We start from the raw sequence: 25,146 nt of genomic DNA, 5'->3' as shown, positions 1-25,146 counted from the left end.
ATTCATACACCAGATGCGTGTTGGAAGGAGAAAGCAACGATGGCTGAAGCAATTAGGGGGAACCTACCTACTATTTTAAAATCGAAAAAACGAAAAAAGCTGATCATCAGTCTGATTTGCGTCGCCCTTTTTCTAGCAGGGAGCTATTATGTTTATCAAATCATGACAACGAAAACGACCAATACGTTTATGCAGCTTGCCACGGTGAAGCGGGGCGATGTGACGGAGTCGGTCACTTCATCAGGTACGGTGCAGGCATCCAAGCGGATCTCTCTTTCGCCATCGGATGAGACGGCAACTCTCACCGCAATCAACGTCAAAGTCGGCGACCATGTAAAAGCGGGCCAAGTTCTCGCGACGCTGGATGATACGAACAGCAAAGTGAAGGTAAAGGCGGCGGAAGCGAATCTGCTCTCGGCAAAGGCGAAGCTTGATGACGCCAAAAAAACCAAAACCGCTGCCGAGATGGCCGCGCTGCAAGCGAATGTCACCAAGGCGCAGGCGGAACTCGACTCGGCGAAGGGCGGTTTTGACATCAAAAAAGCGCAAAATGATCTGACCAAGTCAAAAGCGAACCTGCAAGATGCGCAAAATAATTTTGACACACAGAAAAAGCTGTATGACGCAGGGATCATTTCCAAAAGCGAATACGATCAAGCCGTGAAAAGCCTGGATCAAGCCAAAATCGATTATGACAACACAACGCTGCAAAGCACGCAAACCCAGGCGCAAGCGAAGAGTAGCCTGCAGGAAGCGCAAGCGAATTACGAGACGGCGGTGCAGGAATTAAACGACGCCAAGCAAGGTCCGGAAGTGTCGGCGATTCAGACGGCGCAAGCAGCGGTCGAACAGGCGGAAGCGAATTTGCAGGAAGAGAAAACGACGCTCAAGTCGCTGTCGATTGTCGCACCGATGGACGGCGTCATCGTGCAAGTGAACGGAAACATGGGTGAAGCTCCGTCGAAACCGTTCATCATCATGGACAACTCCAATTCCGGCAGCATGGAAGTGCTTGCGCAAATCAGCGAAAGCGACATTGGCAAAGTGAAGGAAGGATTGGACGCGACATTTACATCCAGTACGTATGAGGACAAGACTTTCACAGGAAAAGTGACGCTGGTATATCCAGAGGCGAGCACGGAATCGAACGTCACAACCTACAAAGTGCTGTTGACGGTCGACAATAAAGAAGGCTTGCTGAAAACCGGCATGACGACCAATGTGACCATTGTGGTCGGCACGCACAAAGACGTGCTTGTTGTTCCGGCAGCCGCATTGAAAACGCAGAATGGTAAAGACGGGGTCTACCTTTCCAATACATCAACGGGAACGACGGCCACAGGAAATAATGGATCAACAACAGGAACGCAGCAGGAGAATGGGAAATCCAGAAGCAGCAGAGCCGGAAACTTCCCGTATCGCTTCAAGGAAGTGAAAATCGGGTACTACAGCTCCAATATGGTGGAAATCACCTCAGGTCTCGAAGAAGGCCAGCAAGTCGTGCTGACGATGGAAAACACCTCGAGTTCATCTAGCTCAAGCTCGCGCCAAAACCAAGGCGGCATGCCTGGAATGGGCGGTTTCGGAGGCGGAGGCTTTGGCGGAGGTGGCTTCGGCGGAGGTGGCAACTTTGGCGGCGGAGGCGGCTCGAGAGGAAGGAACTAGGATGAAGACGGTCATCGAAATCGAAGAGCTGAAAAAAATCTACACGATTGGCGATCAGGAAATCCAGGCGCTGCGCGGCGTGAATCTGACCATTGAAGAAGGCGATTTCGTCGCGATCATGGGACCATCCGGCTCCGGGAAATCCTCGATGATGAACGTGATCGGCTGCCTTGATAAGCCGACATCGGGCGAGTTTTACTTGGACGGCTTTCCGGTCTCCGAGGCGCATGATGATGATTTGGCGGTCATCCGCAATCAGAAAATCGGATTCGTCTTTCAAAATTTCAATCTGCTCCCGCGGACGTCCGCTGTGGAAAATGTGGAGCTGCCCCTGTTGTACGGGGGCGTCTCCGCAAAAGAGCGGCGCGAGCGGGCGATCGCCTCGCTGGTCAGCGTGGGACTGGGCAATCGGCTGCACAACAAGCCGAACGAACTTTCTGGCGGTCAGCAGCAACGGGTATCGATAGCGCGGGCGCTGGTCAACAATCCGGTGATCCTGCTCGCGGATGAACCGACAGGAGCGCTCGACACGCGAACGAGCATCGAAATCATGAACATATTCCAGCAGCTGAATGAAGCGGGGAAAACGATTATTCTCGTCACCCATGAGCCGGACATTGCGGAATATGCCAAACGAATCGTGCGGTTTCGCGACGGACAGATTATTGCAAATGAATTGGTTACCCAGAGACGATGGGCCCATCTTGAGGAAGTGAGCACATGAATTTCGCGGAAAGCATACGGGTTTCCTTGCGAAGCATTAGAACGAATAAATTGCGCGCATTTTTGACCATGCTGGGCATTATCATCGGGGTTTCCGCTGTGATCGCAATGGTTTCCATCGGGGAGGGCGCACAGGCGAATGTGGCCTCGCAGATCAACGGGCTGGGCAGCAACCTCTTAATTGTCACGGCTGGTCAGGCGAAGCAGGGCGGAGTCAGCTTGGGCGCAGGTTCGATGAACACGCTCAAGCTCGCGGACGTCGAAGCATTGGAGAAAAACGAGTCGATCGCAGGCGTAGCACCAAGCGTGAATGGCAGGGGACAGCTCGTGTGGAAAAGTAAAAACTATTCGACGTCCTTGGAAGGAACCAATGAATCGTTTCCGCAGGTGCGCAATGCCGAGGTGCAGCAGGGGAGATTTTTTAACCATTTTGAAGTGAAGGGCCTTGCCAATGTGGCGGTGATCGGTTCGGAAATCATCACCAATCTGTTCGGGGACAGTAGCATCAACCCGATCGGTCTAACGATCCAGATCAACAAGATTCCGTTTGAGATCATCGGTGTGTTGAAAAGCCAGGGTAGCTCAGGCATGACAAACAATGACGACAAAGTGATCATTCCGATTACAACAGCCATGAGCCGTGTGACCGGAGGCAGAAACATCAGTACCCTCTATGTCTCTGCATCGTCTTCCGACATGATGCAGAAAGCGCAGTACGACATTCAAAATACGCTACGCGTCGCACACAATTTGCGGCCTCGCCAGGAAGACGACTTCCAGATCCGATCGCAGACGGATATCTTGACGACCGCGCAAGGCGTGAGCAGCATCATGACGGCGCTGTTGTCGGGGATCGCAGCGATTTCCCTCGTGGTTGGCGGCATCGGGATCATGAACATCATGCTCGTCTCCGTGACGGAACGGACGCGAGAAATCGGGATTCGCAAAGCGATTGGGGCCAAGCGGAGCGATATTTTACGGCAGTTTTTGATCGAATCGGTGACGTTGAGTCTTTTGGGCGGCATCGTAGGTATCTTGGTGGGAATCGGAGCGGCGTATTTGGTCGGAAAGCTGGCCAGCATGACGATTGCCATCAGCTTTGCACCTGTCTTATATGCGTTCATGTCATCCATGATCGTCGGTGTCGTGTTCGGGGTGTATCCGGCAAGAAAAGCGGCGCAGCTCAAGCCGATCGATGCTTTACGTTATGAATAAGAAGGAAGCCGTCTCGCAGGAGGCGGCTTGTTTTGTTTGATGCAAAAAAACAAGTCCCCAATGAGGGGACTTGTCGGGTTTACAGAACAGACGAGATCGCGGTATTGATCGACGGACTCAAACGCAGCGTCCGCAGCAAAATGACGATCGCTTCTGCGCGGGTCGTATTTGCTTCAGGGGCAAACCGGTTGTAGTCGGTTCCCTTCACCAGGCCAGCGCGGCTGATTTGCGAAATCGTATCTTTCGCCCAGTGATTTTGCGTATCGGAGAAATAGACGCTGCCGTAATCAGGTAGCTCCCGCGAATTGAGCAAGCGGGAAATGATGGTGACCATTTCGGCACGGGTGATGTTACTCTCCGGCTTGAAGGTGCCGTCCTGATTGCCTTTGACCACGCCCTTGGCTGCCAGTGCGGCGATGTAGCCTTTCGCCCAACTGTTTTGGGTGTCGCGGAACGTGTTGCCGTACGATGCGGGATTGATCTGGAAGGCACGGCAGATCAACGCAACGAATTCTTCGCGGGTAATGAATGCGTCCGGCTTGAAGGTGCCGTTCGGCTCGCCTTTTGTCAAATTCAAGCCGCGCGCCAGTTTGATCTCCTTGCGTGCCCAGTGGTACGCGGTGTCAGAGAAGTCGCTTACGCGCATCGAGTTCATGTTTTTCGCAAGTGTCGAGATGTTCCATTCTACAGAGGAGGAGTCAATGACCGAGCTGGCAAAAGGTTTGCGGCTCGAATTGTTGGAGCTTGAGCCCGAACTGGAGCTGGAGCCCGAACCGGAGCTGGAACCGCTAGAGCTGGACCGTTCCTTGTCCCGGATGTCGGAGGTGGTTACGGTCGTTTTGACTTTATCGGTTTTTCCCTCGTATTTTGCGGTAATGGTGACCTTTCCTTCTTTGTCAGTGAAGGTGACGACCCCTTTGGAGTTTACTTTCGCTACGCGTGTATTGTCGGAGGACCATGTCACTTTCGACGAACTGATCACCTTTGTAGAGCCATCGTTGTATCTGACGCGGACCGTTAGCTCCACGTCGTCGTTGTCGTAATCGAAATTTTCCCGGATGGAGATGCTTTCCACCGTATCTGAATCGACTTTGGTGCTGACCGAGTCTGTCAATCCTTTGTAGGAAGCGGTAATCATGACACGGCCCGTTTTTCCGGTAAAGGTCACCGTGCCGTTTGAGCTTACCTTCGCGACACTCGTATTGTCTGAGCTCCATGTGATCGCATTGCTGTCGACCAATACGCGATTGCCGTTTTTGTAGGTCGCGTACAGCTTTAATGGATAAGGATCTTCATCGTACTCAAAATACGTCGTGATCGAGATTGAGGTCGGTTTTTCCCCCGAGGTGACCACTGTGCTGACAGAGTCCTTGAAGCCTTGGTATTCCGCTGTGATGGTGACGGAGCCGTCCTTTCCGGTGAAGGTCACCTCCCCTTTGTTATTGACGGTCGCCACATCCGTGTTGCTGGAGGTCCAGTTGGCATTTTGCAAAATCTCGGTGGTGTTGTTGGAGTAATGTCCGAGCGCAACCAGCTTTTCGGGCGTTGAGCTGTAGGAAATCGAGCCAAAAATCGTCACTTTGGTCAAATTGACCTGGGTGCGGTTGACCGTCGTTGAAACGGAAGTGTTCAGACCGTTGTGGGTCGCCGTGATGGTGACGGAGCCGTTCGCGCCGGTAAAAGTCACGAGTCCGTTGGCATCGACGGTGGCGACAGCGGTACTGCTTGATGCCCACGACGCATTGGTCAGCGTTTGGGTGGAACGATCGGAATACACGCCGATCAGCGTCAATTGAACCGGATAATTGCTATAGGCGAATGGCGTATTGATCGCCAATGAAACAAGCTGTACGGTCGATGGACGATCCACGATGGTGGAGACGGAATTCGTCAGCCCGTTATAGGAGGCGGTGATGGTGACAGCGCCGTTTGCTCCTGTAAAAGTGACCTGCCCCAGTGAGTTCACTGTCGCCACAGACGGATTGCTCGATGTCCATGTTGCCCCTACCAGCGGCTGTGAGCTGCCGTTTGCATAGTAGCCGTTAACGCTGAGTGCGACCGGTGTGGCGCTGTAAGACAAAGATTGCACAATCGTGATGGAAATAAGCGATAGGGAGTTGTTCACCGTCGTCGATACGCTATCCGTTTTTCCTTGATAGGAAGCGGTGATCGTGACGGCCCCGTTCAAACCGGTGAAGGTGACTCTGCCATTGCCATCCACTGAAGCAACGCTCGGATTGCTCGATGCCCATGTTGTGCCGCTCACATTTTGTGCCGTGCCGTTGTTGTAGGTGCCGCGGACCGTCAGTTGAACAGGCGTTGTGCTGTAGGCAAGCGACTCGTTGATTGCGATTGCTGTTAAGGTGACAGGGACGGTAACGTTCAAGGTCGCATTTTTGCCCTGGTACTCCGCAGTAATTGTTACGCTTCCGTTCTGATTTAGCGTCACCACTCCTGATGGATCGACGGAAGCGATGTTGGAATCGCTTGAGGTCCATGTGACCGCGTAGAGCGGAATCGAACCGGATTCATTTTTGAACGTACCCAATGCGCCGAGTGCAATTGGAGATGTCTCATCGCCTCTGATGGTGCCGGTGATCTGGATCGAAAGAAGATCGTTCAGCCCCGTGTTGGCTACCGTGGTGGAAACGGAATCGGACGCTTTTCCCAAATAATTGGCGGTAATCTTGACAACGCCGTTTCTTCCCTTGAAGGAGACGATACCGGATTTGGAGTCGACCACAGCGATGTTTGCGTCGGATGTCGACCACGTGACATCGTTGGGACCGATGGATTGCTCGGTATTGTTGCTGTCATACGCTTTCACGCTAAGTGTCACGGATGAGGATGAATATCGAAAATCGCCCTGGATCGCGATCTTCGTCACGGAAGCGGCGTCAGCAAGCAGCCCATTCCCCCAGGAACCGGCAGCCTTCGCTCCGCCTGCCGGTTGAAGCACAGGATACGCGAATACAGCTTGCTGCGCAAATAAACACATACATACGAACAGTGCTATGATTCTGATCATTTTCACGTAAATTTCACCTGCCATTTTCATTTTCCCCGCCGCTGGTCTTGCCAGACATGCGGTGTTCCCTCAAAAGCATGCGATTGGATCGTACGGTAGGAGCACGATGCGACCCAATGAGCCGATTTATGCATGAATACCGCTCGTATACGGTATGGGAACGTGCCATTTCTTCTTTTACAGTCGATCCTTTCCCGACATATCACCTCCCGCTAATAAGCCATTATACCATTGATTACCAAAGGTGGCATTGATGCTACAGAAATAGGCCGAATGAAGGAAAAAGTAGGCGTTTCAAGAATCAGCCGGAATTGTGAACATCGTCTTAACAAAAATATGGAAACTTTACACACTGCGTTTAAAAAACCTTAACCTTTTCTCGGTACACTCTTACTTTGATGCAAAGTTATTTCGGAGGGACTCGATGAGAAGGGGAATCTATGTTGACGGACAAGCAAATACGTACAAACGGCTTCGTGAGCAGTTCAAAGTTCACTCCCTTCATCTGCTGAAGGAGAGAGGTTCCGAGAGCAGAACAGAGGTCGTCTTCATCATTATCGACAGCCAAGGTACAACATCAGCTCCATTGGTCATTCGGTACCGGCGCGCATATCCGCATGCCTCCATTGTGGTGCTGACTAACTCGCGGGATGAGCAGGATCTGGTCAATGCCTTAGCATTCGGGGCGGATGACTATCAGGTGAAGCCATGCTCCGAACGGGAACTGGCGACCCGCATTCGTATCATCCTCAAGCGTAAGGAGGAAGCCCATCATGTTCCAGGCCCTTACATTCATTTAGATATGGAAGCGCGTTCCTTTGAATGGGGAGGGTACTCCTTGCAGTTGACTAGGATTGAGAGCAAGCTGTTGGAGCTCTTGGTCAAAAGCCAAAAGAAGATCACAAGCCGGGAGCAAATCATTCATTCCGTTTGGGACAATCGTATCCAAGCAACCAGCAAGGTCATCGACGTGCATATTTGTAATTTGCGCAAAAAGCTGGGGGAGGCGTCGAACGGACAGCTTTGGATCAAGACCGTGACGAACAAAGGCTTTTATCTGAGTGGTTCTGATATGAAGGGCGACTAAAGAAAGTGCAGTATTTTCCAATAAATGATTTACACAATTCTAACAATTGTTAACAAATACCAATATTTTCATTAATATTCGCCCTGTACAGTAAAGCCATGGAATCATGATGCTTGTTCATATGGAGGAGAATCGATGAAACGTTTTGTCACTGGTGTCATTCTTACGTCTGCGCTGGCAGTCTCCTTGCCAGTTGTCACCCCGGGATTGGTTCATGCTGCCGAAGCGGCCAAGCCAGCAGCTGTCAACGTGAAAACAGTAGCTGCTGCGCCTGTCAATGTGCTAGCAGGCTTCAGCAGTACGCCGCGCTGGATCGGCGCGAGCACACTTCTGGTCACACACATCACCGAAGAGAGCAAGCAGGACTTCACGGTCCAAGTTCCAGCAGGTACATACACACCGGTCGTTGGCGGCACAAGCGATGCAGCTGATCTGGTGGTTTCCCCAGACGGAAAATACGCGGCGTATACCAATGACGCCAATCTGGTGTTCATCGTCGATTTGGCGACTCACACTGCAAAGCAAGCAAGCGAGGACAAGAGCTACAAGGCTGATCTGCAATGGTCCAAGGACGGAAGCAAGCTCTACTTTATCCAAGGGGATAAAGCGAACGTAATCGCGCAGTTGACGGTTGCCGACGGAAAAGTGAGCGCCGTGCTTGATGACAAAGTCAATTACAAATCCGATCTGCAGGTTTCCGAGGATGGCAGCAAATTGGTGTACGTCGTTGAGAAAGATGGCATGTTGACGGCTGATTCGGTCAAGGAAAACAATGTGGAATCCGTTGAACAGGCGAAAGTGGAACTGAATCTCGACGGAACGGAGCCGCAGCTCTTCGTATTTGATACGACGGTTAAGGATGGCAAAGCGTTACAGCTGACAAGCAAATCCGATAACAAATCGTTCGTCACGCTGCTGCACAACGGGCGCGTTGCTTATGTCAGCGCAGATATGGAAAAAGAAAACCAGCCTTCTGTACTGAAATTGGTCACATTGGACGGAAAAGAAACAAAAGACCTTTTGACTGACTTAAACGTGCTGCAAAACATCGGAACGCCAGATGGCCACCTGTTTGTACTGGCTGCCGATAAAGCGGGCAAAAAAGCAGTGTACCAAGTGGATGGCGCAAGCGGCGTAAAAGTGAAGAAATGGGATGTACCGGATGCAACGATCCAGGTTGTTGTTTCTGCGGATGCCAAGCAAATCGCGGTAACGCAAGCAACCGCAACAGGGGAAAAAGTTGCAGTCTTGTCTGGCGGCAAATTTGTTGACGTAACGAAATAATAGGTGTGAGAAAGGGAGTTATTATTCCATGAAAATGTTTAAAAAGCTTACGTTTTTGGCTGTTACGGCAGCCCTGTTAATCGGTTCTGCAGGCGGTTTGGCTCCAACTGAAGCGAACGCGGCTGCTACAGGCAAAGTAGTTGTTGCTGGTTCTACAGCTCTCTTGCCCTTGACCAAACAGGCGGCGCTTGAATTCAAAAAGCTCAATCCAGCTGTTTCGGTTCCGGCTTCCGGCGCAGGTTCGGTAACAGGCCCACAATCCGTGCAAAAAGGCATCGCAGACATCGGCGCGTGCGACTGGGATGCGTCGACAGATGTACCTGGCTTCAAAAAGTTTCCTGGGTTGGTTGCCCACAAAGTAGCAGTTATCCCATTTGCTACGATCGTAAATAAAAACGTATCGGTCAGCAACCTGACCAGCGAGCAGCTCCAAGGCATCTACTCCGGCAAAATCACCAACTGGAAAGACGTTGGCGGCGCCAATGCACCGATCATCGTTGTGAACCGCGCTTTCGGTTCCGGCACACGCGTTAACTACCAAATCAAAGCGCTGAACAACAAAGAATTCATGAAGAGCGGTGCGAACTACAAAGAAGTGAAATCCAGTGGTGACATGTTCACAGCGGTCAGCACAACACCAAACGCAATTGGCTATATCGACCTGGTGTATGTAAAGGCAGATGTAAAAGCACTGAAATTCAACGGCATTGATCCAACCGTCGATAACGTTATCAACAAAAAATACCCAATCTGGGCTTACGGCTACTACATGACAAAAGGCCAGCCAACAGGTGCCACAAAAGCATTTATTGATTACGTACAAAGCGCTGCTTTCCAACAAGGTTCTTTGAAAAAAATGAAATTCATCCCGATTGCCAGCATGAAATAAGCAAAAATCGATGCAAGCGATTGTTCACGATCAGCCCCTGTAGTGCACATGGGGCTGATCGCGTTTCTAAGTCAAGCGGTCACCCGCGTGGTTACATAGCAGGAGGTAGGGGTTATGGAGAAAGTAGTTGAAAAAGCGTCGGTGAACCCGCGATCGTCCTTTTCTTTAGAGCAGGGCAAGAAGACGTCGTGGTTGGACCGCACCGTCCGCGCCCGCATTTCGGATCAGCTGTTTAAGCTCTTTTGCCTGGGGAGCGGATTCATCCTTTGCGTCACGCTTTTTACAATCATTTATTTCGTCGGCAAAACAGGATTTCTCACCTTTCAGGAAGTACCGCTCACGACCTTTTTGTTTTCGGCCGAATGGGTGCCGGAAAACAATCAGTTCGGTGCATTTCTTTTCATTTTCGGCACGTTGGTGCTGACGGCACTGACCTTATTGATCGCGACGCCGCTATCGCTCGGGATCGCCATCTTTTTGTCGGAAATCGCACCGACCTGGGTCAAACGCATTCTGCGTCCCGTACTCGATCTGTTGGTCGGGATTCCGTCGGTCGTATATGGCTATTTGGGATTGACCGTCTTGATTCCGTTCATCCGTGAAGTGACGGGGCAAGAGATGGGGGACGGGATTTTGGCAGCAGCGCTCGTTTTGGCGATCATGGTTTTGCCCACGATCACGCGGATTAGCGACGATTCAATCAGCTTCGTTCCCGGGAAATATCGCCACGCAGCCTATGCGCTTGGCGCAACGCGCACGCAAATGATTTTTGGTGTCGTCTTGCCGGCGGCGCGAAAAGGGATTGTAACAGCAATCATCTTGGGGATGGCGCGCGCGCTGGGCGAGACGATGGCTGTGGTCATGGTCATCGGCAATACGGCGCAGCTGGCGACGGGTTTGTTTGTGCCTACATCGGTTTTGACGAGCAACATTGTCATGCAGATTTCCAATGTACCGTTTGATTCCACGTGGAACTATTCGTTGTACATGATGGCCTTTTTGCTCTTGTTCCTTTCTCTCGTGTTGATTGCCATCATTCGTCTGATTCGCCCTAAAGGAGAGACTGCGTAAATGAGCAAACAAGTGCTTTCTCGCAAAAACGGCTTTTCCCGCTTTCTTGACCGCATAGCGACCATTTTGTTCTGGGCGATGGGGATCGGGGCAATCACGCTGGTCGGTTGGCTGCTTTATACGATTTTGAGCAAAGGCTTGCCCACAATCACGTGGGATTTCTTGATCAAGCTGCCGGAAGAGATTGATGCAGGCGGCGGTATCGGACCTGTCTTGTTCAACTCTTTTTATGTCTTGGCGCTATCCTTGCTGTGCTCGCTGCCGATCGGCATCGGGGCGGGGATTTACTTGGCGGAATACGCGCCTTCCAATCGGTTCACGGGCTTCATTCGCATGTGCGTGGAAAGCCTCGCATCGGTACCGTCGATCGTCTTCGGCTTGTTCGGCTTGGCGCTGTTCGTTGGTTATTTTCAGGTCGGCCTCACCATCATCGGCGGTGCTGTAAGCTTGGCGTTTCTCAATTTGCCCGTGCTAACGCGGGTGACAGAAGAATCGATCCGCGCGGTGCCGAAAGAACTGCGTGAGGCTTCCTATGCGATGGGAGCGACCAAATTTCAGTGCATCCGCACGGTCGTTCTGCCAGCGGCGCTGAGCGGCATCATCACGGGGATTTCCCTTGTGGCCGGTCGAGCGTACGGGGAGTCTGCTGTGATCATCTTGACAGCGGGAACGACGACATCCGGGGCGATGTGGGATTTCTCCCTGTTCTCGCCCGGGGAAACACTGGCGGTCCACCTGTGGTATGTCCAATCGGAAGCGATCGTCGAGGACGCGCGGGAAATCGCGGACAAATCGGCAGCAGTCCTGGTGTTTGTCGTGCTGCTGCTCAATTTCCTTTTGCGAATTCCGGTATGGATCAGTGAACGCAAATTCAAAATGCGCTAAGGAGCGACTTGTACTGTGCCAATCATTGAAGTGAGAGATTTGGACTTACATTATGGAAAGCATCATGCGTTGAAAAAAATCCGGATGGACATCGAGGAGCGGAGCATTGTGGCCTTGATCGGGCCGTCAGGGTGCGGAAAGTCGACATATTTACGGACGTTGAACCGGATGAACGACATGATCGCCGGGGTCACGATCAGCGGTCAGGTGAAAATTTCTGGTGTGGATATTTACCAAACCGAGATCGGCACAGAGCTGCTGCGGAGAAATGTGGGCATGGTGTTCCAGCAGCCCAATCCATTTCCGAAAAGCATCTATGATAACGTGGCGTACGGGCCACGGTTGCATGGGATCACGAAGCGTTCCACACTCGATGAAATCGTTGAGACCAGCCTGAAAAAAGGCGCGTTGTGGGATGAAGTAAAAGATATGCTGAAAAAACCGGCGTATGGCTTATCGGGCGGGCAGCAACAGCGGCTGTGTATCGCCAGAGCTTTGTCGATCAATCCGGAAATTTTGCTGATGGATGAACCGACGTCCGCTCTGGACCCGATTTCGACAGCCAAAATTGAGGAGCTGCTCGGTGAATTGCAAAAGTCGTATACGATCGTGATCGTTACGCATAACATGCAGCAGGCGGCGCGCATCTCACAATCCACCGGTTTCTTTTTAAATGGTGAACTGGTCGAATATGACCGGACCTCCAGCATCTATCAAAACCCAGTCGACAAGCGTACGGAAGATTATATTTCTGGTCGATTCGGATAAGCAAAAGCGCAGTGGTCATCGGGAGTTTGCGATGATGGCTGCGCTGTTTTTTTATTGCTCGTAATGAACGGTTTAGTTTGCGGTTCGGCGTAGATTGCGGAGCTGCGTTTCATGATCGAGGGTACGATAGGAGAGGGTAGCGAGCATGTCGTTCTGCCGAAGCTGACCGTTTTTCAGCTCGGCGACGTCTTGTTTGAGCTCGGCAACTTCGTTTTTCAAGTTAGAGACATCTTGTTTGAGCTGCGCGACATCGGTTCTCAGCTCGGCAATATCTGCTTTCATCACACGCATCTCACTCTCGATCGCGGTCACTCTCCCCGCGATTTCCCCTACCGAAAGTGATACAGCTAGGCCTTCCATTTCCGCTCGAATCTCTTCCTGACCATCTCGCAGTGAGAAGACGATCTGTTTTAGCTCATCCAGCACTTCAAGTCGTTTGAGAATGAGGGCAAGCATCGTTTCGGACATTAGCCATCCTACTGTCCAATGATCATATCTATCATCAGCATAGCATAAGACAGCGGACCCCATTGTAAAATTTGAGGGACAAAAACGCTTTCCTATATGCGGGGAAAATGTTAAGGAACTTCATAGATTCCTCACATTCTTAACAGAACTTTTCTAATGCCTCTTATGCATAATGATAGCCGGGAGTTATATGTTCAGGGGGCGCAACAATGATCGAGAGCATTCTTGTAATAGGTGTCATTTTGTATGTAGTCTGTCAGGTCGTAGGACAGTGCGATTCTTTGACGGGATTGCCGAACCGCACCCGGCTGGTCAAGCAGTTGAACAAACTGGTTTATAAAGCAAGGCGAAAAGATGCGGGCATTGCTGTCGTCATGCTCGATTTGGACCATTTTGAACGTATCAACGAAGCGAGAGGCAGCTTGTTTGGAGATGAGTTGCTGCGCAAAATCAGCTATACCTTACAGCGATATGTAAAAGAGGCAGGAACGGTTAGCCGAATCCGAGCGGACCGATTCGGCATCATTTTTGAAGATGTCGCGAGCAAAAACGAGCTGGCCCGACTGGTGGAGCGCATTTACGGGCTTTTTTCAAAAGGATTTTTCGTCAAAGGAATACCGGTGAAAGTGACGTTCAGCGCGGGAACAGCGCTTTATCCATACAATGGCGACAACAGCATCGAGCTATTGAAGAATGCGGACACGGCATTGCTGCAGGCGAAAGAAACGGGGAGAAATCATGCGTTGCACTACTCGCAGGAAATGAACCAGGCGGTCAAGCGCAGAGCCATGCTGGAGGAACACATCGACGGTGCCTTGCAGCGGAACGAATTTGTCTTATCCTTTCAGCCGCAATTTGCGTTGCCTGGCGGAGACATCCGTGGCTTTGCAGCATCGATCCGGTGGGAGCACCCGGAGGCAGGCACGGTTTTGGCAGATGAGCTTCTCCTGATTGCAGCCGATGCCGGGTTGATGTGGGAGATTGAGGAGTGGATGCTCAAAGAGGCATGTGAAAAAAACAGAGAGATCCAGAAGCTGCATCTTCCGCACTCTGTCATCGCAATCCCAATCTCGCTCAAATCACTCAAGCAGCCGGCCTTTTGGGAAGAAGTGAAACGTGTACTGCGGGCAACCGGGATGACGCCCGATTCACTTGTGTTGGAAGTGAGAGAGCATGAGCTGTGCACGGGCGGAGATGTACACAACGAGCTGGGGGAGGAGCTGCGGGCGATAGGCGTGACGCTTTGTCTAGCCGATTTTGGCAAAGGGTATGCATCGCTTCATTCATTGAAGCAGCTACCTATTCATCGGCTCAAAATCGATCCGCTTTTCATTGGGGAGATCGGAGCAGACAAAACTGGCAACACGATCATCCAGTCGCTGATCACACTGGGGCACAAGCTCGGGTTGCCCGTGACGGCCGCTGGTGTGGAAACGTACGAGCAGCTCCATTATTTGCGCGCGCTCGGCTGTGATTACATGCAAGGAAGCCTGGTGAGCAAGCCGCTCCCGTATGAAGAGCTGCCGCATTTGTTTGCCATCCTCCGTTACAAGCCACACGCGCTCAAATCAGAAGCACGCACGTAGAAAATGGATAAAAGCAGGGCCAATGACGCTCCTATACAAAAAAGACGACCTTTTGGCAGGTCGTCTTCTTTCATTTTAATCGTTATTCCATTCGCGAAATTCGCAGTCTTCCAATCGGACCACTTTCGTCTTTTTCACCCATTTGTAAATCAACCAGGTCAAGAGGAACAGCGGAAGTCCGATATAGGAAACCAGGATGCCGTTCCAGTCGATTTCACTGCCGGTAAAGGCGGTGTAGTTTTGGCCGATGATGACGATGCAGCAGACGATAAACGCAAAGATCGGTCCGAACGGGAACCATTTCGCCCGGTATGGCAGCGCCGACAGGTTGCGTCCTTGCAGCTGATATGCCTTGCGGAACCGGTAGTGGCTGACCGCGATGCCGAGCCAAGCGATGAAGCCGGACATACCAGATGCATTCAAGAGCCAGATGTAAACTGTGCCGTCACCGAACAAGGAAGCGAGAAATGCTGCCATGCCGATTACGGTGGTGACGAGAAGCGCGTTGATCGGAACACCGCCGCGGTTCAGCTTCATGAACCATTTCGGTGCCTTGCCGTCTTTGGCCAGTTCGAACAGCATGCGAGTCGATGCGTACATGCCCGAGTTCCCTGCCGACAGGACGGAGGTAAGAATGACCGCGTTCATAGCGGAAGCGGCGAACGCGAGTCCGGCTTTCTGGAAGACAAGCGTGAACGGACTCATCGCCACGTCTTCAATATTTCCATTCACCAGGTTTTCCGTCGTATACGGAATCAGGAGACCAATTACGAGAATGGCGAGAATATAGAAGAGCAAGATGCGCCAAAAGATTTGGCGAATCGCTTTCGGCACGTTTTGGCGCGGATTTTCACTTTCCCCTGCGGCGATCCCGACAAGCTCAGTTCCTTGGAACGAGAAGCCTGCCACCATAAAGATGCCAAGAATCGCCATAAAGCCGCCGTTGAACGGTGCATCGCCAACGGTGAAGTTTTTGAACCCTACTGCTTCGCCGCCCATGATGCCGAAAATCATCAGCAAGCCCAGTACGATAAAGACAATGACAGTAACCACTTTAATCAGGGCAAACCAATATTCGGCCTCGCCGTACGCCTTGACAGACATGTAGTTCAAAGCAAACATCAGAAGCAAAAACAAAGCGCTCCAGACGAGTGAGGGGACAGATGGAAACCAAAATTTCATAATAAGTGCGCCTGCTGATATTTCGACGGCGATCGTAATCGCCCAGTTGTACCAATAATTCCAGCCGAGTGCAAATCCGAGCGACGGATCGACGAATTTGGTGGCATAGGTGGAGAAGGAGCCGGCTACTGGCATAAAGGTCGCCATTTCGCCCAAGCTCGTCATCAAAAAGTAAACCATGATGCTGATGGCCAGATATGCGACGAGCGCGCCGCCCGGTCCAGCATCGTGAATGGAAGCGCCGCTTGCCAAAAACAAGCCTGTTCCGATGGAGCCTCCCAGCGAAATCATCGTCAGGTGGCGCGCCTGCAGACCGCGTTTCAGCTGCGGTGCGGTGCCAGTAGTATGTCGTGGTGCTTGCGGTGTTGCCATGTGAGTACGGTCACAACCTCTCAAATAGATTTTGTTGCTGAGAAGGAGGCCGGAGCAATAAAAAATACCGTCATCAAAGGATAGAACGGTATCGTTACAAATCCCCACCAAACCTTCACTGAAGATAGCACAACACGTTTGCTTCAGGCGTAAAGCAAACGTGACAGTTCTGCCCCTTTCGAGTACAGCCCCAGCCCGCTTGTCCAGAGTGACAAACAAGACTTCGGCGGCGTTTCCTTTCTATTGCAGTCTCTGATCTTTCTCTGGACCTCGTGCAACATACTGATAAAAGCCGCGACCTCTACCTCATCGAACGTGATGAGGATAAAGCTATGCATTTGTATGTAAGAAAGTATAACTGAATTAAAATTTTTTTCAATAGAAATAATTAGGATCTTGGTTGCTGACGACTAATGAAGACCATAGTAAAGCCCTCCTGCTTGTGTAACAGGAGGGCTACTTTTACTTTTCCTCTTCAAACGAAAGCTCTGGCGGTTCTTTCCGGAAGAAATCGGTCAGGAAGAACAAATACACGATTCCAATTACCGCCCAGATACAGCCGAGTGTGATGGCATGGATATCGAGGTTGACCAAAAGCCACAAATCGAGCAAGCCGCCGATAAGCGGGATTAGCAAGTATCGGAAAAAGTTGCCGCCGCCGCGCTGGCGTTCCCTGAAGTAATAATGCCCGATGACCGAAAAATTGACGAACGTAAACGTTACGAAAGCACCGAAATTGATGAAGGACGTGGATGTGGAGACGTCCATGACTAAAGCCAGCAACCCGATAATCGCGATGATGAACAAATTGAAGAGCGGGGTTCTGTATTTCTCATAAATAAAGCCGAAGATGCGTTTTGGCAGCACCGAGTCGCGTCCCATGGCAAACAGCATGCGTGCCGCGCTGGCTTGCGCCGACAAGCCGGAAGCGAATTGAGCGGTGATCAGCCCGGCGATGAAAAGCGCGCTGAACAGGTTGCCGCCGATAAACCGGGCTATCTCGAAGCCAGCAGAATCGATATCGGTGAATTTGGTGTAATCCGGGAACACTAAATAGCTGAAATACGAGGCGACGATAAAAATGGCCCCGCCTAAGAGCGCGATCAGCATGATGGCGCGCGGGATGGTTTTTTCCGGATCGATCGTTTCCTCTGAGAGCGTGGAGACCGCATCAAAGCCAAGGAAGGAATAACAAGCGACCGCCGCACCCGCCAGCACAGTCGTAATCGGAACCTGTCCGTTGAAGAACGGATCTGCCGAAAACAGCGTGCCCATTCCTTTTCCGTGCAGCAAGCTGTAAATCGAGAAAATCAAGAACAGCAAAATAACGAGAAATTGAAATAGCATCATGAGAAAGTTGACATTGGCCGTGACTTGAATCCCGATCATATTAATTGCCGTGGTGATGACGATAAAGGCGATGATCCAAATCCAGGTCGGTACGGTAGGAAACGCGGCCTGCAGATAAACGCTGCCGATCAGCCAGATGACCATCGGCAAAAAGACGTAATCGAGCAGGACGGACCAGCCGACTAGGAAGCCGAGGTTGGGATGGATTGACTTGCGCGTATAGGTGTAAGCGGAACCGGATACCGGATAGGCTCGTACCATTTGCCCATAGCTGTAGGCCGTCACCAGCATCGCGATCAGCGCGATCACATAGGCGGTGGCAACCAGGCCATGCGTTGATTCAGCCAGCACGCCATAAATGCCAAAAACGATCATCGGGGCCATATAGGCTAGTCCAAACAAGACAAGCGGAGTCAAAGTCAATGTCCGCTTGAGTGAAGAAGAATGATTCTGTTCCATCAAGACTCATCCTTTCCTAGATTAGGTGCGTTTCAAAGAGGTCAGCAAGGATTGGCGAATCAACGGGTGCAGGTTGCCCGCATAATTCAGCTTCGTATCTTTCTCGCTGTTAAGGGAAATGTCCGCTGTCTGTACGTCTTCTTTATCCCCCATGTGCAGTACGATTCTGCCTTCATGGTCAACCGCCATGCTATGGCCGAAAAAGATCAGATCACCTTCCGTGCCAAGCCGATTGCAGATTGCAAGGGGAACTTCATTCTCCATCGCGCGGCTTTGCATGTAGATATTTTGGTAGTTTTGATACGGCACCATGTTTGCGGTGCTGACCAGGATCAGTTCTGCACCGTTCAAGCGCAGGAGCCGGGCAACCTCTGGAAACTCCAGATCGTAACAGATCATCATGCCGATTTTGCCGTGCTTGGTTGAAAAGACGGGCCACTCATCGCCCGGCGTAAAATAATCCAGCTCGGAGCTGAAGAGATGGGTTTTGCGGTAGACACCCGCGATTGTTCCGTCCTCGTCAATATAGGCGCTCGAAATATGAAAGCGGTTCCCATTTCGCTCGGGAAAGGAGACGAGTGCGGCGATGCCCAGTTCTTTACACCGTTCCTTAAACGTTGCAAGGGACGGGCCTTCCGTCGTTTCTGCAATCGTACCCAACTGCTCGCCGACCGAATAGCCGGTAAGAGCTAGTTCAGGAAAAATGACGAGGTCGGCTTGCTGCGTTTTGGCTTGGTTTAGGTAATGGGTCATGAGATGAATGTTCGCTTCTTTGTCCCCGAGGTGCGGGGCGAATTGAGCCATGGCGATGCGCATGGATGGACCTCCTTCTTGGTGGGAATGAAACAAAAGTGCTTTTACGTCTATCGTGCTTGTCTTGCATAAATGCAAGCGCTGTGCCAAAAGCAGAAGGATTGATTTCATCACGTTTTTTGCTACAATGAACATATTGTTCGATGAAAAAAATCATCAAAATGTAGTTTAATAGAGTTTGCGCGCTCGATTATCAATGATTACGCGAATGTTCATGAAAATTATCATCGAAGATGAAAAAAATCATCAATTCCTGCAGGAGAGAAGAGGACAGGAGTGCCAATGGTCCATTCAACGAATATGATGGTGATTTACGTCGACCATCACAATCAAGTGCTGAGCTGGCAAGGGGAAGCGGCAGACGTGTTCGGGATTTCGCCGGAACCGTTCGCTACGGTCGGCATGCATGTCATGGAGCTGCCGTGGGAGCGCGTCGTCGAGGCTGCTCCCAATCTGAACAACACCTTGACGGTTATGCATACGCCAAGCGGACGAACGCTTCTCTTATCCATCGTCAAGCTTCCACGCCAGGTGATGACGCTTGATTATTTGCTGGTCATCAGCAGACTGGACATGATCCAGATGGAGCCGAATGAAGAAGATCGGCTTCAGCTTGAACGTAATGCGCTGATTCGCTCGCCAAAAATGAAAAAAATCATTGATATTATACACAAGATCGCCAATGTTGATTCGACCGTGCTTTTGCTGGGCGAATCGGGTGTCGGAAAAACCATGCTGGCACGGATGATCCACCAAGTTAGCTCCCGAAGCGGGCGGCCGTTTGTGGCAGTGAATTGCGGTGCGCTGCCGGACAGCTTGATCGAAGCGGAGCTGTTTGGCTATGAGGCGGGCACCTTTACCGGCGGCAAGGCTGAGGGGAAACGGGGGCTTTTGGAGACAGCCGAAGGCGGTACGATTTTTCTCGATGAAATCGCCGAGCTGCCCTATCACGTGCAGTCCAAGCTGTTGGAAGTGCTGCAGGAGAATACGTTTCGCAAAGTGGGCAGCGTTGAAGTGAAAAAGGCGAATATCCGTATCGTGGCCGCGACGAACAAAGATCTCAAACAGCTGGTCGCCCAAAAAAGCTTCCGCGAAGACTTGTACTACCGCTTGCATGTGGTGCCGCTGACCATTCCGCCGCTGCGTGAGCGCCGGGAGGAAATCGTGCCGATGGCCCAGCTGTTTGTGGACACGTTCAACCGACGGTACGGCCGCCAGTTTTTTCTCTCGCAGCAGGTGCAGGAGTCTTTGCTTGCGCATGAGTGGCCAGGTAATGTTCGCGAGCTGGAAAACATGGTCGAGCGAATGGTTGTCACGTATTGTGAAGATACAGAAGAGCTGTGGAAGGAGACAATCGGGACTTGCGATTCGGACTTTCCGCTTGAATTGCCAGGCAAGCAGCTGCCGTCCTTGAAGGAAGCCAAGAAGCAGTTGGAGAAAGAGTTGATCCTGCGCGCCTACGATTTGTACGAAAATACGTACCGCGCGGCAGAAGCACTGCAGGTGGATCAGTCCACCATCGCCAAAAAACTGAAGGAATATCGCCGGGAGGACGCTTCTGGTGCGAATAAAAGGAGTAAAAAACGATGAGCACAATCTCGATTGCGCTGGCTCAGCTGCGATGCGAGCTGCGGAACAAGGAGCTGAATTTGCAGCGGATCTTGCAAGCTTTGGAGGAGGCTGCCGAGAAAAAAGCGGACTACGTTCTTTTTCCCGAGCTCTATTTGACCGGCTATGATATGAGCGACCAGCTGCTGCTGATGGCGGAAACCGAAGACGGTCCCAGCATCATGCGGATTCGCGAGCATGCGAAACGATTTCGGGTGGGTGCGATTGTCGGCTTCCCCGAGCGTGAAGGAGATAAGCTATACAACTGCGCCCTGTTTATCGGAAAACACGGAGAGATCATCGGCAAATACCGCAAAGTTCATTTGTACCACAAAGAGAAGGAATGGTTTGCGCCAGGCGATATCCTGCCGGTTTTTACTTTGCCGGAGGGGAAAATCGGCCTCATGATCACCTATGACATGGAATTTCCGGAGGCGGCGCGGGTGCTTGCGCTCGGGGAAGCCGACCTGATCCTGGTGCTCGCAGCTAACATGATTCCATACCAGCACTATCAAGACATTTATTTGCATGCGCGGGCATTGGAAAACCACCTGTTCACGGCAGCAGCAAACATGGTCGGTCTGGACAGCGAAAATGTCTTTTTTGGTGAAAGCCAGGTCGTGCACCCGAGCGGTTTCACCGTATACAAAGCGGGCAATAACGAAAGCATTCCCGTTTGTGTGCTCAATTTGGAGGAGATCAACCAGGAGCAGCCGCTACTTGATTATTTGAACAATCGACGCCATTCGGTGTATCAAAAGGAACAGCGTTATTAGACGCGCAGCTTGCATGTGTAAAAATGAACGATAAGGATGGAATGCCAGTGGGGAAACAACTGACTAAATCCAAACAAACGGCAATGTCAACGGTTGAAGGGGGCATTGCAGCAGCCGCTTGTCTTGGGGCACTGCCGAAGCATGAATTGACGAAAATTCGAATGAACTGGGGGTTGAAAGGCGCAAGCTCACTGAAAAAAGACGAGCTGGTCGCGGCACTCTGCCAAGCGCTGCCCGATGCGTTGCCAGTCCAATTCGACAGACTGGATGAGACAGGCTACAAGCTGATCAAGCAAACGGTGGACCGTGGAGGTGTGACCGAGGTCAGCAAGAAATGGACGACATCGCAGGCTGCCTTTTTTATGGAGCGTGGGTTGTTGTTTCCATGGATGCATGGCGACAAGGCTGTACTTGTGATGCCGGCAGAAGTGATCGCTTGCTTCAAAACGACGGATTCAGCCGTCTATCGCGAAAAAGTACGCGCGAACACGGAATGGATCAAGCTGTCGCAGGGATTGGTTTTTTACTACGGCTGTCTGGAAGTAAGCCAGCTGATCGAGATGGTACAGCGGCATAGTGGCACACAGTTGTCCATGGAGGATTGCTCCGCGCTTTTAAAGGGAGCGGCAATGCTTTACGATGAAATCCAGATTGAAGGCACTACCGTTTCAAACGTGCTGGTCGACCGTCCGCAAGATGTTCTGGCAAAGCATCGAGCAAGGACTGATCTTGACTATTATCCGTTTACCAAGGCACAACTGCTGCTAGCTGGGGAGCCGGAATATGAGGACCACAATGCCAGCTTCCGGTCGTTTGTTCAGTTCATCAAGGCGAATTATCAGGTAACGACTATAGAGGCAGAAGAGCTGGTTGGGGAGTGCGTGTACGACATCCAGCTGGGCGTTGCGGTGAACGACATTATGGCTGTGCTCCAATCACAATTAGAAATCGATGATATCGGGCTCTTGCATCGCTTCATGGACCATCTTGTGAAGCTAAACAATCATACGAGGCAGTGGGCGCTCAAAGGATATGCGCCGTACGAACTCTCGGCAAATCGTCCACAAACCACCTCTGCCGCACTGTCTTCCCAGAAGATTGGGAGAAACGATCCTTGCCCATGCGGCAGCGGCAAAAAATTCAAGAAATGCTGCCAGGCATGATCCCTTCCGGATGCTGGTCAAACCTGCAATCAGCCACAGGCATTTGCACGATCGCTTGAATGACGGGCTGCCGCATCGTGGCGGCCGGCGTCCACTCCAAAAATTCCACTTTTACCACGAACTGAGGCTTTGTCCATACGGCGTCCCTGCTTTGATCCGGCTGATTGACAAACGGCTTATCGGGCAGGGGGGCCATATCTTGTTCGAGCTTGCGCCACTCGTCTTTGCCGATTTTTCCGATCCCCGCACTGCCGATATAACGAAAATCTCCTTTTGCGTCAAACAGCCCGAGCAGGAGCGCGTTCATCATGCCATTGCGCCTGGTGAATCCGCCGATTGCGGCATAATGGTCCAGAAAGATTTTTTTCTTTTGCCAGCGCCTATCTTTCCCGTTGATCATGTATGTGCTGTTCAAATCTTTGCAGACGATTCCTTCCATCTGATGCTGTTTCATCACCGTGTAAAGCGCCTCTGCGTCCGTCACGTTTTGCACGACCTGGACATTCGGCTGAGGGATGATAATGTCTGCGAGCAGCTGCTGCCGTTCTTTCAGCGGCTTTTCCGTCACCCAGTCGCCATTTGCGTACAAGAGGTCAAAGATCATATATGTAACGGGTGTTTGCTTGACCGCCAGCGGGATTCTCTGTTCCTTGCGCAGGCTGTCCCGTTTCATGATTTCGTGAAATGAGGGACGGCTGCTGTCAAACGCAATGAATTCCCCGTCGAGAATGACCGATGATGCGCGGCAATACCGGGATATGTCGAGGAACTCGGGGTACTGCATGGTACGGTCATTTACTTTGCGGTTGACCAGCCGAACTTCCTTTCCATCAAAATAAGTCAACATCCTGACGCCGTCCCACTTGATTTGCGCCACCCAGTCAGAGCTTGTCGGCAGCGCACTGACCGTGACCGGTTCAAACGGAATGACAGGCTTTATTTCCATAGCATCGCCTCCGCATTCGCTTCACTCTCGTCATGGTTCCCGAACAGCAAGGAAAAAACACGACAAATCGCGCGTGGTCGACATAGGATTGCAGGGATTGCCAAACGATAGTAAGGGAAGAATCACAAGCTGAATGGGAGAGGTGGAAATGGGAGTAGGAGTAGCGGATCGTCATGAGATCCAAGTGGAAGGAAAAACGGTGTTAATCACGCATCCGGAAAAAGAGCTGTGGGCCAAGAAAGGCATACGCAAAATTGACTATTTGCACTACCTCAGCATGATTGCACCGCATATGCTCCCCTTTTTGGCGGAGCGTGCGCTGACGGTGATTCGCTTTCCAGATGGAGTTGGAGGCAAAAAATCGTTTTACCAAAAAAATGTGCCACAGCAAGCGCCGAAATTTGTCTGCACCACATCACATGACGGAAATGAGCATGTGGTGTGCGGCGATCTGCCGACGCTTCTGTGGCTGGGAAATCAGGCTGCGGTAGAATTTCATATCCCGTTTAATCGGATTGATGATCAAGGGCCAGCCGAAATCGTCTTCGATCTCGATCCGCCATCTCGCGAGGAATTCGTTATGGCAGTGGAAGCCGCGCTGATCCTTAAGGAGATGTTTGATCGGCTCGGGCTCATAAGCTTCGTCAAAACATCAGGAAACAAAGGCTTGCAGCTATATATCCCGCTCGCGGCCGGAACGTTCAGCTATGAGGAAACGCGCCGCTTCACACAGTTTTTCGCCAATTATTTGGTGGCGAGGGAGCCGGACTGGTTTACGATCGAGCGTTTCAAAGCGAGCAGAGGCAATCGGCTGTATGTCGATTATGTCCAGCATGCGCGCGGAAAAACGGTCATCTCCCCCTACTCGCTGCGGGGAAATGAGGAAGCGCTTCTCGCAGCGCCGCTGTTTTGGCATGAGGTAACCCGTTCGCTACGTCCGACGCAATTTCCACTGGAGACGATCAAGGAGCGGTTGGCAACGGTTGGCTGTCCGTTTGCCGATTTTATGGATGCCAAGAAGAAGCAGCCCTTGGGGCCTGTCATGAAATGGATTGCGGCGCAGGGCTAAACCGGGTACACCAGTATGATTACAGAAGGCGGGTTAGGTTTCGGCGCGGAACGTTTTCCCGACCCGCTCGCCCAAGCCGAAATAATGGCGGAAGTTATAGATCAGCGGGCTCCATTTCAGCGGATCGACATAACGGTCGCTGACCTGTGCGCCTTGCTCAAGCATGATCTGGTCATGGGCATATACGTGAAGGGCGGTCGTTTCGACGATGGCAAATCCGTCTTCACGCAGATTGATTTGCTCGACGCGCGCTTCGATTTGCAGCGGGCATTCGCGGATACGCTCGACTTGCACGGCAGAGGCTGCTTGCGGCGTGAAGCCGGCTGTCGCAAATTTATCAGGCTCATGGCGAAATCCCATCGCAGCTCTTTGCGCAGGAACGGGGAAGCGGCCAGTGGTCGGAGCGAGCCTTTCGACTTGCTCCCATTGCGTCGGAGCAGGCACGTTGATGACGCATTCAGGGTGGCGCTGCATATTTTCCAGCGCCTGGCCGATGGTCGAAACACCAAGCACGACCATTTTACCCAAAGCCCAGGAGGAGGAGAGCGGCGTTAGATTGGTGGTTCCATCCGCATTCCGAGTGGAAAGCAAAATGACTGGGGTGCCGTAATACAAGATGCTGGGGAAAATCTCACGGATGGCAGTTGGTTCGGATTGAAGTTGTTTCATTGGGAAGACCTCCTTTTTTGTTGTCATAAGTGTACATCCCTAATGATTCGGTTTGGATCGAACTGTAAAT

21 protein-coding genes and 1 riboswitch are annotated in these 25,146 nt (G+C 51.6%); of the genes, 14 read left to right on the top strand and 7 right to left on the bottom strand.

From position 1 onward, the window contains the following. Nucleotides 1-39: 39 nt before the first annotated feature. Genes EDM56_RS12430 through EDM56_RS12420 form a run of 3 tightly spaced genes read left to right on the top strand, consistent with a single transcriptional unit; the run spans nt 40 to nt 3,603 of the window. Entirely contained in the window at nt 40-1,665 is a 1,626-nt protein-coding gene (locus EDM56_RS12430) for an efflux RND transporter periplasmic adaptor subunit (protein WP_122918206.1), read from the top strand. A 1-nt stretch (nt 1,666) separates the two neighbouring features. Next, nucleotides 1,667-2,389 carry an ABC transporter ATP-binding protein gene (locus tag EDM56_RS12425; RefSeq protein ID WP_122918205.1) on the top strand — a complete coding sequence of 241 codons (723 nt, stop codon included), beginning with the start codon at nt 1,667-1,669 and terminating at the stop codon, nt 2,387-2,389. After that, nucleotides 2,386-3,603, top strand: a complete 1,218-nt coding sequence (locus EDM56_RS12420) for an ABC transporter permease (RefSeq protein ID WP_122918204.1) — start codon at nt 2,386-2,388, stop codon at nt 3,601-3,603. The genes EDM56_RS12425 and EDM56_RS12420 overlap by 4 nt, the downstream gene beginning before the upstream one ends. A gap of 79 nt (nt 3,604-3,682) precedes the next feature. Here EDM56_RS12420 and EDM56_RS12415 read toward each other — a convergent pair whose 3' ends face one another. Next, nucleotides 3,683-6,631 carry an S-layer homology domain-containing protein gene (locus EDM56_RS12415; protein ID WP_246009365.1) on the bottom strand — a complete coding sequence of 983 codons (2,949 nt, stop codon included), beginning with the start codon at nt 6,629-6,631 and terminating at the stop codon, nt 3,683-3,685. A 424-nt stretch (nt 6,632-7,055) separates the two neighbouring features. Between EDM56_RS12415 and EDM56_RS12410 the strand changes: the two genes are divergently transcribed. The 6 genes from EDM56_RS12410 (at nt 7,056) to pstB (ending at nt 12,615) form a co-directional block, all read left to right on the top strand. Next, nucleotides 7,056-7,718 carry a response regulator transcription factor gene (locus EDM56_RS12410; protein WP_122918202.1) on the top strand — a complete coding sequence of 221 codons (663 nt, stop codon included), beginning with the start codon at nt 7,056-7,058 and terminating at the stop codon, nt 7,716-7,718. 135 nt (nt 7,719-7,853) lie between these two features. After that, nucleotides 7,854-9,002, top strand: coding sequence for an alpha/beta hydrolase (locus EDM56_RS12405; protein WP_122918201.1), 1,149 nt, complete (start codon nt 7,854-7,856; stop codon nt 9,000-9,002). Between the two features lie 28 nt (nt 9,003-9,030). Further along, the gene (locus tag EDM56_RS12400; RefSeq protein WP_122918200.1) at nt 9,031-9,891 is read left to right on the top strand and encodes a phosphate ABC transporter substrate-binding protein; all 861 of its coding nucleotides are present in this window, start codon (nt 9,031-9,033) and stop codon (nt 9,889-9,891) included. A 114-nt stretch (nt 9,892-10,005) separates the two neighbouring features. Further along, nucleotides 10,006-10,962, top strand: a complete 957-nt coding sequence (gene pstC, locus EDM56_RS12395) for a phosphate ABC transporter permease subunit PstC (protein WP_122918199.1) — start codon at nt 10,006-10,008, stop codon at nt 10,960-10,962. Next, nucleotides 10,963-11,847 carry a phosphate ABC transporter permease PstA gene (pstA, locus tag EDM56_RS12390; RefSeq protein ID WP_122918198.1) on the top strand — a complete coding sequence of 295 codons (885 nt, stop codon included), beginning with the start codon at nt 10,963-10,965 and terminating at the stop codon, nt 11,845-11,847. 15 nt (nt 11,848-11,862) lie between these two features. Next, nucleotides 11,863-12,615 carry a phosphate ABC transporter ATP-binding protein PstB gene (gene pstB, locus EDM56_RS12385; protein ID WP_122918197.1) on the top strand — a complete coding sequence of 251 codons (753 nt, stop codon included), beginning with the start codon at nt 11,863-11,865 and terminating at the stop codon, nt 12,613-12,615. A 72-nt stretch (nt 12,616-12,687) separates the two neighbouring features. Here the strand turns inward: pstB and EDM56_RS12380 are convergent, their stop codons facing one another. Next, on the bottom strand, nt 12,688-13,083 hold the full coding sequence (locus tag EDM56_RS12380; RefSeq protein ID WP_122918196.1) for a hypothetical protein: 396 nt from the start codon (nt 13,081-13,083) through the stop codon (nt 12,688-12,690). Nucleotides 13,084-13,292: 209 nt separating this feature from the next. Between EDM56_RS12380 and EDM56_RS12375 the strand changes: the two genes are divergently transcribed. After that, nucleotides 13,293-14,669: a putative bifunctional diguanylate cyclase/phosphodiesterase gene (locus EDM56_RS12375; protein WP_122918195.1), complete on the top strand. Its 1,377-nt coding sequence runs from the start codon at nt 13,293-13,295 to the stop codon at nt 14,667-14,669. Nucleotides 14,670-14,744: 75 nt separating this feature from the next. Here the strand turns inward: EDM56_RS12375 and EDM56_RS12370 are convergent, their stop codons facing one another. The 3 genes from EDM56_RS12370 to EDM56_RS12360 form a co-directional block, all read right to left on the bottom strand. Continuing rightward, entirely contained in the window at nt 14,745-16,223 is a 1,479-nt protein-coding gene (locus tag EDM56_RS12370) for an amino acid permease (RefSeq protein WP_122918194.1), read from the bottom strand. Between the two features lie 117 nt (nt 16,224-16,340). Further along, nucleotides 16,341-16,535, bottom strand: a riboswitch (Lysine riboswitch). Nucleotides 16,536-16,685: 150 nt separating this feature from the next. Continuing rightward, nucleotides 16,686-18,032, bottom strand: coding sequence for an APC family permease (locus EDM56_RS12365; RefSeq protein ID WP_122918193.1), 1,347 nt, complete (start codon nt 18,030-18,032; stop codon nt 16,686-16,688). A gap of 21 nt (nt 18,033-18,053) precedes the next feature. After that, entirely contained in the window at nt 18,054-18,848 is a 795-nt protein-coding gene (locus tag EDM56_RS12360; RefSeq protein ID WP_122918192.1) for a carbon-nitrogen hydrolase family protein, read from the bottom strand. A 279-nt stretch (nt 18,849-19,127) separates the two neighbouring features. On the opposite strand from EDM56_RS12360, the gene EDM56_RS12355 reads away from it, so the two are divergent. Genes EDM56_RS12355 through EDM56_RS12345 form a run of 3 tightly spaced genes read left to right on the top strand, consistent with a single transcriptional unit; the run spans nt 19,128 to nt 22,392 of the window. Further along, nucleotides 19,128-20,435, top strand: coding sequence for a sigma-54 interaction domain-containing protein (locus tag EDM56_RS12355; RefSeq protein WP_122918191.1), 1,308 nt, complete (start codon nt 19,128-19,130; stop codon nt 20,433-20,435). Beyond that, nucleotides 20,432-21,229, top strand: a complete 798-nt coding sequence (locus EDM56_RS12350) for a carbon-nitrogen hydrolase family protein (RefSeq protein WP_122918190.1) — start codon at nt 20,432-20,434, stop codon at nt 21,227-21,229. Before EDM56_RS12355 ends, EDM56_RS12350 begins: the two co-directional genes overlap by 4 nt. A gap of 47 nt (nt 21,230-21,276) precedes the next feature. Beyond that, entirely contained in the window at nt 21,277-22,392 is a 1,116-nt protein-coding gene (locus tag EDM56_RS12345) for an SEC-C metal-binding domain-containing protein (protein ID WP_183192406.1), read from the top strand. Here EDM56_RS12345 and EDM56_RS12340 read toward each other — a convergent pair. Next, nucleotides 22,370-23,338, bottom strand: coding sequence for an ATP-dependent DNA ligase (locus EDM56_RS12340; protein ID WP_122918188.1), 969 nt, complete (start codon nt 23,336-23,338; stop codon nt 22,370-22,372). The two genes, EDM56_RS12345 and EDM56_RS12340, sit on opposite strands and share 23 nt — an antisense overlap. Nucleotides 23,339-23,486: 148 nt before the next feature. Here EDM56_RS12340 and ligD point away from each other — a divergent pair, with 148 nt between their 5' ends. Next, nucleotides 23,487-24,407, top strand: a complete 921-nt coding sequence (ligD, locus tag EDM56_RS12335) for a non-homologous end-joining DNA ligase (protein ID WP_183192405.1) — start codon at nt 23,487-23,489, stop codon at nt 24,405-24,407. Between the two features lie 33 nt (nt 24,408-24,440). Here ligD and EDM56_RS12330 read toward each other — a convergent pair whose 3' ends face one another. Then, nucleotides 24,441-25,076, bottom strand: a complete 636-nt coding sequence (locus EDM56_RS12330; RefSeq protein ID WP_122918186.1) for a flavin reductase family protein — start codon at nt 25,074-25,076, stop codon at nt 24,441-24,443. Nucleotides 25,077-25,146 lie beyond the last annotated feature (70 nt).

This window comes from Brevibacillus fluminis, assembly GCF_003710825.1.
GTDB classification, from domain to species: Bacteria; Bacillota; Bacilli; order Brevibacillales; family Brevibacillaceae; genus Brevibacillus_D; species Brevibacillus_D fluminis.
Note: the sequence above shows the minus strand (reverse complement) of the source record. Positions and strands in the feature narration are given on the sequence as shown.